Consider the following 9,471-nt stretch of genomic DNA (forward strand, 5'->3'; position numbering starts at 1 on the left):
GGCCCGCCCCCGGATCGTCGGGCCGGCCCGGTCGGTGCGATGCCGTGTCGCCGTGAACTCGTACGGGCCCACCGGCACTTGTCACGCGCGACGGCACAGGGGCGGCTCCCCGCCTCACGCGTTCGGCCCAGCCCGGCGGTCCCTCGAACACGAAGTGTGATGACCTGGTTGCGCAGCCGGAGGTGGGGACGGCGTGGCCGCTCGCTGTCGGGGCGGCACCCGACACCCGCCCCACGGCGGCTCACCGATGCCGACCAGCCCCGCGTCTCGCAACGGGCGGAAACGAAGGCGTGGCGATGAAAGCTGTCCCGGCCGCCGGCCGAATACCCAGGCGCGGACTGCTCTGCGGGCTCGCCGCACTGGTCGCCCTCGGGATGCTGCTCGCCACCTGCACCGCCGTGCGGCACTCACGCGGCACCGCCGGGCCCGCTCCGACCGGACCGCCTTCCACGAGCCCCGCCGGCACCATCCATCTGGATCTGCGGCGCTACTACACGCAGGACATGCGCTGGCGACCCTGCCCCGACCGGTCGTTCCAGTGCACGAGCCTCACGGTGCCGCGGGACTACGCGCATCCGCGGGCGGGCGACATCTCGCTGGCCGTGATCCGCAGGCCCGCCACCGGCCGCGGCGCCGAGCGCATCGGCGCGCTGCACGTCAACCCCGGCGGGCCGGGGATCTCCGCGATCGACGACCTGCGGGCCTACGCCGACACCTACTCCCCCTCCCTGCGTGCCGCGTACGACCTGGTCGCGGTCGACCCGCGCGGGGTCGGCCACAGCACGCCGGTGGACTGCGGTGCAGCGAGGCCCCGGACCGCCGCGACGCGCGGCACGCACCCTCCGGACCGGGCCGCCGTCATCGACACCTGGGCCGCCTACCACGCGGAGGTCGCCGCGGACTGCGCCCGGACCGCCGGGGGCCTGCTGCCGCACGTGGGCACCCTCGACGCGGCCCGCGACCTGGACGTCGTCCGTGCCGCGCTGGACGACGAGAAACTCCACTTCCTCGGCTTCTCCTACGGCACCTACCTGGGCGCCACCTACGCCGAGCTCTTCCCCTCCCGTGTCGGCCGCATGGTCCTCGACGGCGCCGTCGACCCCGGCATGGACGGCTACCACGCCTACCTCAACCAGGCCCGGGGCTACCAGACCGCCTGGGAGTCCTTCGCCGCCGACTGCGCCCGCCGCGAGCACTGCCCGGTCGGCCACTCCGTCAAGGAGGCGGGCCGCACGCTGGACACCTGGGTGGCGGCGCTCGACCGCGCGTCCGTACGGCGGGGCGAGGACGACCACCTCGACGGCGAGGCCCTGCTCGGCGCGGTCGTCACCGCCCTGCGCGCGCCCGACTGGGAGACGCTGCGCGGGGTGCTCGCCGGTGTGCGGGACGGGGATCTCGCCGCGCTGCGGAAAGTCGTCGGGTCCGAGGACGCCGCCGCGACCGGTGATGCGTCCATGACGGCGGTCAACTGCCTGAGTTCCGCGCTCGAAGCGCGCTCGACACCCGGCCAGACCCTCGCGGCGCTGCCCGAATTCCTGCGGGCCTCACCGCAGTTCGGGGCCTTCTACAACGAGGACCTGTCGACCTGCGCGCACTGGCCGGCGCGGCCCACACAGGTCGCGCGGCGCGTCAGCGCGCGCGGTGCCGGTCCCATCCTCGTGATCGGCACCACCCGCGACCCGGCCACCCCCTACGACCAGGCCCGGGCACTGGCGGACCAGCTGTCCTCGGGCCGGCTCCTCACCTGGGACGGCGACGGGCACACCGCCTACCAGCGCGGCAGCCGCTGCGTGGACACCGCCGTCGACGACTACCTCCTGCGCGGGCTGCTCCCGCCCACCGGCGCGGTCTGCCGCTGACGCGACCCCCGCCCCGCGCCCCGGCGCGGCGCACAGAAAGGCGTGGCCATGAACCCACCCCGACGCAGGCTCCACGGCGTCGTCGCCGTGCTCGGCAGCTGCGGGCTGCTGCTCACCGCGTGCGCGGCGGGCGACCTCCACCAGACACCCGCCGGAGCGGTCACCACGGCGCCCGCCACGGCGGCGCTCACCGCCGTACCGGCGGAACTGGCCCGCTACTACGGGCAGCGGCCGGGCTGGCGGGCCTGCGACGCGGTGCCGTCGTTCCAGTGCGCCACCATCAAAGTGCCCCTGGACTACGACCGCCCCCAGGCGGGCGACATCACCCTGGCCGCGATACGCCGGCCGGCCACCGGCAGCGGCGCCGCGCGCGTCGGCTCGCTGCAGATGAACCCCGGTGGGCCCGGGTCGTCCGCGATCACCTATCTGCTCGACAACGCCGGCTCCTTCTCGCCCGCGGTGCGCGCCGCGTACGACCTGGTGGCGGTCGACCCGCGTGGCGTCGGCGCCAGCACCGTGGTGGACTGCGCCACGGACACCCCCGCGTCCGTCCAGGACCCCGGCGCGCGCAAGGCCGACATCGACGCCTCGGCCGCGGCCTACGCGCAGGTCGCGGCCGAATGCGCCCGGCACGCCGGGCGGTTGCTGCCGCACGTGGGCACAGTGGACGCCGCTCGCGACATGGACGTCGTCCGCGCCGTGCTGGGCGACGAAAGGCTCCACTATGTGGGCTTCTCCTACGGCACCTACCTGGGCGCCACCTACGCCGGGCTCTTCCCCTCCCGTGTGGGCCGCATGGTCCTCGACGGCGCCGTGGACCCGGCTCTGGACGGCTACGCGTTCACGATCGAGCAGGCACAGGGTTACCAGACCGCCTGGAAGTCCTTCGCCGCCGACTGCGCCACCCGCCCCGACTGCCCCGTGGGCCACTCGGTCCAGGAGGCCGGCCGCACGCTGAACGGCCTGGTGGCGAGGCTTGACCGCACCCCTCTCCGGCAGGGCAAGGACACCACCGTCACCGGGGACTCCGTCCTCGGAGCAGTCGTCCTCGGGCTCAGGGCCCCCGCCTGGGAGACGCTGCGCGCCGCGCTCGCGGAACTGCTGGCCGGCCAGACCGCGGCCGTACAGGCGCTCCTGGGCGGGGACGAGGAGACAGACCCCGGCGACCAGTCGTACTACGCCGTGTCCTGCCTGAGTTCCACCCTGGGGACGTGGTCGACCGTCGCGCAGGCACAGGCGGCGCTGCCCGAGTTCCGGCGCGTGGCACCGCAGTTCGGCGAGTACTACGCCGGGACGCTGCCGATGTGCACGCGGTGGCCCGTCCGCCCGAACCAGGCCCCGGGCCGGATCACGGCAGCGGGCGCACCGCCGGTCCTCGTCGTGGGCACCCTCCGGGACCCGGCCACCCCGTACCCCTGGGCGCAGGCGCTGGCCGGGCAGTTCTCCTCCGGACGGCTGCTCACCTGGGACGGTGACGGGCACACCGCCTACCACCGGGGCAGCGTCTGCATCGAGAGCGCCGTGGACGGCTACCTGACACGCGGCCATCTCCCGCCCGCGGGCACGGTCTGCCTCTGACGGCGGTGGCCGCCGTGCGGGCCACGGGTGTCGCGTCCGGCCGGAGCGGGCGCGTCGCGGCGGGACTGGTGAGCGCCTGCCTGGTACTGACCGCCTGCTCGCCGCAGCGGCCGCACAGTCCGCACAGTCCGCCGACCGCGGCCTCCCCGATCACCTCCGCCGCCTCGGCGGCGGCTTCAGCGGCGGCTTCAGCGGCGGCGGCGCCGGACCTGGCCCGCTACTACCGCCAGTCGCTGGACTGGCGGCCCTGCCCGGAAGCGGCGTCGTTCGAGTGCACGTCGGTGGCGGTGCCCCTGGACCACGCACGTCCGGAGGGAGGCGACATCCGGCTGGCGGTCGTCCGCCACCGGGCGACCGGTCCGCGCGCCGCCCGCATCGGCTCACTGCTGCTCAATCCCGGCGGTCCCGGCGTGTCGGCAGTGGACGACCTGCTGTCCTACGCCGACGGTTTCTCCCCCGCGCTGCGCGCCGCGTACGACCTGGTCGGCGTCGACCCCCGGGGCGTGGGGCGCAGCGCCCCCGTCGACTGCGGGACGCGCGCCTCGCTGCCCGTCCCCGAGGGCGAGGGCGGGGCGGAAGGGCCGGCGACCGAGGGCGGGGCGGGGGACCCGGAGGCGGGCTTCGCGCTGGTCGCCGACGCGTGCGCACGCGCCGCCGGCCGGCTCCTCCCCCACGTCGGCACCTTGGACGCCGCCCGGGACATGGACGTCGTCAGGGCGCTGCTCGGCGACGACCGGCTCGACTTCCTCGGCTACTCCTACGGCAGTTACCTGGGCGCCACCTATGCGGAGCTCTTCCCCTCCCGTGTCGGCCGCATGGTCCTCGACGGCGCCGTCGACCCCGGCATGGACGCCTTCCGCGCCACCCTCGGCATGGCGCGCGGCTACCAGGGGGCTTGGGATGCCTTCGCCGCCGACTGCGTCGCCCGGCCCGGCTGCCCGGTCGGCCGCTCGCTCCAGGACGCGGGCCGTGTCCTGGACGGTCTTGTCGCGGAACTCGACGCGCACTCTCGGGAGAAGGGCGGCAGCGGCGGCTCCGCCACGGGCGACGATCTGCTCACGGCGGTCACCGCGGCACTCGCGGCGCCCGCCTGGGACGCGCTGCGCGCCCTGCTCGACGAGGTGCGGGCGGGCGATGCCGGCGCCCGGCGACGGCTCCTCGGTCCGGACGACGCCGAAGGACCGGGCGAGCAGTCCCTCGCGGCCGTCAACTGCCTGAGTTCCGCGCTGGGTCCGCGATCGACGGCCGAGCAGACGCGTGCAGCCCTGCCCGAATTCCGCCGCGTGGCACCCCAGTTCGGGGCCTACTACGCCGGGTTCCTTCCCCTGTGCACCCACTGGCCCGCACCGCCGACCCAGAAGCCGCACCGCATCACCGCCCGCGGCGCCCCGCCCATCCTGGTCGTCGGCACCACCCGCGACCCCGCGACCCCCTACACCCAGGCCCGCGCGCTGGCGGACCAGCTCTCCTCGGGCCGGCTCCTCACCTGGGACGGCGACGGGCACACCGCCTATCTCCAGGGCAGCCGCTGCATCGACACCGCCGTGGACGACTACTTCCTCCACGGCCGGCTGCCTGCCGACGGCACCGTCTGTCCTTGAGGCCGTTCGAACAAGGCGCTGTCCGGCACGGCGCGAAGTACGCGTACGTGAGGGCCCAGCGCCTTCAGCGACAAGAAGAAGTGAACTCTGTACGACCCCGCAGGGCCCCGAGGCTCAGCCGCCGGCGGCCCGCGGGCTCCCGCCGGCGCTTCTCCCCGCGGTGCGCGCCGCCCCCGACCGGGCCGGGGGCGGCGTACGCCGTCTCGGTACGGGAGCGCTCAGCCGCGGCGGCCGTTGCCTCCGCCGAGGCCCTTGTCCAGGCCGGCCCGGCGCAGTGCGTCGGCCATGGCGCCGCCGGGGGCCGGGCGGTCGCGGTCGCCGCGGGACTGGCGGGGCGGGTTGCCACCCCTGCGGTCGGGACGGGGACCCCGGTCCTGCCGGTCGGGACGGGGGCCCCGTTCCTGGCGACCGCCACCGGGGCCTCCCTTGGGCGCGCCCGCCTCGTCCTCCAGCCGCAAGGTGAGGGAGATGCGCTTGCGAGGGATGTCGACGTCGAGCACCTTGACGCGGACGATGTCACCGGGCTTGACCACCTCGCGCGGGTCGCTGACGAAGTTCCGGGACATCGCCGAGACGTGCACCAGACCGTCCTGGTGCACACCGATGTCGACGAACGCGCCGAAGGCCGCGACATTGGTGACGACCCCTTCCAGCAGCATGCCCGGTTCGAGATCCTTCAGTTCCTCGACGCCCTCCTTGAAGGCGGCGGTCTTGAAGGCGGGACGCGGGTCGCGCCCGGGCTTCTCCAGTTCGGAGAGGATGTCGGTGACCGTCGGCAGACCGAAGGTGTCGTCGACGAACTCCTGCGGCCGCAGTCCGCGCAGCACCGTGGTGTTGCCGATGAGCGTCCTGATGTCGGTGCCCGCCGCCGAGCTCATCCGCCTGACCACGGGATAGGACTCGGGGTGCACACTCGAGGCGTCCAGCGGGTCGTCGCCGTCAGGGATGCGCAGGAAGCCCGCGCACTGCTCGTACGCCTTGGGGCCGAGCCGGGGCACGTCCTTGAGCGCGGTGCGCCGGCGGAACGGCCCGTTGGCGTCGCGGTGGGCGACGATGTTGGCGGCCAGGCTCTCGGTGATGCCGGAGACGCGGCGCAGCAGCGGCACGGAGGCGGTGTTGACGTCGACGCCGACGCCGTTCACGCAGTCCTCGACGACCGCGTCGAGGGAGCGCGAGAGCTTCACCTCGGACAGGTCGTGCTGGTACTGGCCGACACCGATCGACTTGGGGTCGATCTTGACGAGTTCGGCGAGCGGGTCCTGCAGCCGGCGGGCGATGGAGACGGCGCCGCGCAGCGACACGTCGAGGTCGGGGAGTTCGGCGGAGGCATAGGCGGAGGCGGAGTAGACCGAGGCGCCGGCCTCGGACACCACGGCCTTGGTGAGCTTCAGTTCCGGATGCCGCTTGACGAGGTCCGCCGCGAGCCTGTCGGTCTCGCGGGAGGCGGTGCCGTTGCCGATGGCGACGAGGTCGACGTTGTGGGCGGCGGCGAGCCGGGCCAGGGTCGCGATGGAGGCGTCCCACTGGTTGCGCGGCACGTGCGGGTAGATGGTGTCGGTGGCGACGACCTTGCCCGTCGCGTCGACCACGGCCACCTTGACGCCGGTGCGGAAGCCCGGGTCCAGGCCCATGGTGGCGCGCGTGCCCGCGGGGGCGGCGAGAAGCAGGTCCCGGAGGTTGGCGGCGAAGACCCTCACCGCCTCGTCCTCGGCCTCCTGGCGCAGCCGGACGCGCAGGTCGAGGCCGAGGCGCACGAGGAAGCGGGTGCGCCAGGCCCAGCGCACGCTGTCGGCGAGCCACTTGTCGGCGGGCCGGCCGCGGTCGGTGATGCCGAAGTGGTGGGCGATCGTGCGCTCGAAGGTGGAGGGACCCTCCTCGACGGGCTCCTCGGGCTCCATGGTGAGGTCGAGGACATCCTCCTTCTCGCCGCGCAGCATGGCGAGCACACGATGGGAGGGGAGCTTGGTGAAGGGCTCGGCGAAGTCGAAGTAGTCGGCGAACTTCGCGCCCTCCTCCTCCTTGCCCTCGCGCACCTTGGCGACGAGCCGGCCCCGCTCCCACATACGGGTGCGCAGTTCGCCGACGAGGTCGGCGTCCTCGGACCACCTCTCGGTGAGGATCGCGCGGGCGCCCTCGAGCGCCGCCGCGGGGTCTGCCACGCCCTTGTCGGTGTCGACGAAGCCGGCGGCCTCGGCCTGCGGGTCGAGAGAGGGGTCGCCGAGGAGGCGGTCGGCGAGCGGCTCCAGGCCCGCCTCGCGGGCGATCTGCGCCTTGGTGCGGCGCTTGGGCTTGTAGGGCAGGTAGATGTCCTCGAGGCGGGCCTTGGAGTCCGCGGCGAGGATCTGCGCCTTCAGAGCGTCGTCGAGCTTGCCCTGGGACTCGATGGACTCCAGAATCGCGGCCCGCCGCTCGTCCAGTTCGCGCAGGTAGCGCAGGCGCTCCTCCAGCGTCCGCAGCTGCGCGTCGTCGAGGCCGCCCGTCGCCTCCTTGCGGTAGCGGGCCACGAACGGCACGGTCGCACCGCCGTCGAGCAGCTCGACGGCCGCGTGCACCTGCCCTTCCCGTACGCCGAGCTCGTCGGAGATCCTGCGCTCGACCGAGACCGTTGTCGTCACGATGTGCGACCTGCTTTCTGGCTGGACTACCGGTGCATTATGGCGGAGCCCGGCCCCCCGGCCGGGAGCCTGGGCCCGTGCCGCGCCGGAGTGACGGCGAAGGCGCGTGCCGGACCGGTGGTCGGGGGCGTGCCGGACGCGGGGGCCGCGCCTCGGCCGGGCCGGCCCGTGACCGAACCGGCCGCGCGGCTGGGTGCCGGGGACCGGCCCCCGCACCGATACCGGGGCATGCAATGATCAGATGTATTTGTCCCTGCCACGTAAGTGCGGCCGGCGCCCTCCCGGGTGTCGCGCCCCCGGCGGGCCCGGTGCGCCCGCACCGTGGCCGGCCGGCACTCACGGACACCCAACGGAGGCTTCGTTCCCATGGAATACCGCCATCTCGGCCGCAGCGGTCTCGTCATCAGCGAGATCGCGTACGGCAACTGGCTCACCCACGGCTCGCAGGTGGAGGCGGACGCCGCCACGGCGTGTGTGCGCGCGGCGATCGAGGCCGGCATCACCACGTTCGACACCGCCGACGTCTACGCCGGCACGCGTGCCGAGTCGGTGCTCGGTGAGGCGCTGAAGGGCGAGCGCCGCGAGGGCATCGAGATCCTCACCAAGGTGTACTGGCCGACCGGTCCGGGCCGTAACGACCGCGGCCTGTCGCGCAAGCACATCATGGAGTCGATCGCGGGCTCGCTGCGCCGCCTGCAGACCGACTATGTCGACCTGTACCAGGCGCACCGCTACGACGTGGCCACCCCGCTCGAGGAGACGATGGAGGCGTTCGCCGACGTCGTCCACTCGGGCAAGGCCCTCTACATCGGCGTCTCGGAGTGGCCGGCGGAGCAGATCCGGCGCGCCCACGCGATGGCCCGGGAGCTGCACATCCCGCTGGTGTCGAACCAGCCGCAGTACAACGCCCTGTGGCGGGTGATCGAGGGCGAGGTCGTCCCCACCTGCGAGGAGCTGGGAATGGGCCAGGTCGTCTTCTCGCCGATCGCGCAGGGCGTGCTGACCGGCAAGTACCGCCGCGGCCAGGAGCCCCCGGCGGGCTCGCGGGCCACCGACGACAAGGGCGGCGCGGGCATGATCGCCCGCTGGATGCGCGACGACGTGCTCGACGCCGTCCAGCAGCTCCAGCCGCTCGCCGCCGACGCCGGTCTCTCGCTCGCCCAGCTCGCGGTGGCCTGGGTGCTGCAGAACCCGAACGTCTCGGCGGCCATCGTCGGCGCGTCCCGGCCCGAGCAGGTCGCGGAGAACGCCAAGGCGGCGGGCGTCGTCCTGGAGAAGGACCTCATGGCGCGGATCGAGGAGATCCTCGAGCCGGTCGCGGTCACCGACCCCAAGCGGGTCCACGACAACGTCCCGGTGCGCCGCCCCTGATCCCGGCGCCCCGCGTCCGGCCCCGGTCCCCACGGACCGGGGCCGGACGCGGGCACGGCCCGTACCGCGTCAGGCGGTGTGACAGCGGCCCTCGCCCCGCGGGGCATGCCTGGGAAGGGACGCCCGCGGAGGTGCGCGGCCGCCCCTGGGGCCCGAGCAGAGGGACCGTCGGCTCCCGGACGACGACCTGGACCTCGGCGGAACGTCGCAGGACGTCGATCTCGAAGGCGGCCTCAGTGACCTCGGTCATCGGGGCGAAGGGAGTTGCGGGCTCTCCCCCATGGGGGGCGGCTTCCGCGCGGGCCTGCTCGGCCTCCGCGGCCGCCCCACCGCGGCGAGGTCGACCCTCGCTCAGGGCCACGTTCCCCGGAACGCGGCCCGCACCCGGAGGCCTCTCACCTCGGCACGGTGAACGGGACGCGGGGGGGGGGGGGGGAAAAAGACCAG

5 protein-coding genes are annotated in these 9,471 nt (G+C 74.3%); 4 read left to right on the top strand and 1 reads right to left on the bottom strand.

The annotated features are described in order from the left end of the window. Positions 1-296 precede the first annotated feature (296 nt). From ACRWND_RS15300 to ACRWND_RS15310, 3 genes are read left to right on the top strand one after another with little or no spacing between them, the layout of a single operon-like run. Positions 297-1,859: an alpha/beta hydrolase gene (locus tag ACRWND_RS15300; RefSeq protein WP_431949447.1), complete on the top strand. Its 1,563-nt coding sequence runs from the start codon at positions 297-299 to the stop codon at positions 1,857-1,859. A 48-nt stretch (positions 1,860-1,907) separates the two neighbouring features. Beyond that, positions 1,908-3,437 carry an alpha/beta hydrolase gene (locus ACRWND_RS15305; protein ID WP_431949449.1) on the top strand — a complete coding sequence of 510 codons (1,530 nt, stop codon included), beginning with the start codon at positions 1,908-1,910 and terminating at the stop codon, positions 3,435-3,437. 14 nt (positions 3,438-3,451) lie between these two features. Then, the gene (locus ACRWND_RS15310) at positions 3,452-5,038 is read left to right on the top strand and encodes an alpha/beta hydrolase (RefSeq protein WP_431949451.1); all 1,587 of its coding nucleotides are present in this window, start codon (positions 3,452-3,454) and stop codon (positions 5,036-5,038) included. 218 nt (positions 5,039-5,256) lie between these two features. Here the strand turns inward: ACRWND_RS15310 and ACRWND_RS15315 are convergent, their stop codons facing one another. Beyond that, positions 5,257-7,653, bottom strand: a complete 2,397-nt coding sequence (locus ACRWND_RS15315) for a Tex family protein (protein WP_431949453.1) — start codon at positions 7,651-7,653, stop codon at positions 5,257-5,259. 366 nt (positions 7,654-8,019) lie between these two features. Between ACRWND_RS15315 and ACRWND_RS15320 the strand changes: the two genes are divergently transcribed. Continuing rightward, positions 8,020-9,024 (top strand): aldo/keto reductase family protein, encoded by a 1,005-nt coding sequence (locus ACRWND_RS15320; RefSeq protein WP_431949455.1) that lies wholly within the window; start codon positions 8,020-8,022, stop codon positions 9,022-9,024. Positions 9,025-9,471 lie beyond the last annotated feature (447 nt).

It is taken from the genome of Actinacidiphila sp. bgisy167 (assembly GCF_965342175.1).
Lineage (GTDB): Bacteria > Actinomycetota > Actinomycetes > Streptomycetales > Streptomycetaceae > Actinacidiphila.

Bases quoted from the DNA above. Each gene is read 5' to 3' on its own strand.
- ACRWND_RS15305 (WP_431949449.1), top strand. From the start codon at position 1,908: ATGAACCCACCCCGACGCAGGCTCCACGGCGTCGTCGCCGTGCTCGGC.
- ACRWND_RS15300 (WP_431949447.1), top strand. From the start codon at position 297: ATGAAAGCTGTCCCGGCCGCCGGCCGAATACCCAGGCGCGGACTGCTC.
- ACRWND_RS15320 (WP_431949455.1), top strand. From the start codon at position 8,020: ATGGAATACCGCCATCTCGGCCGCAGCGGTCTCGTCATCAGCGAGATC.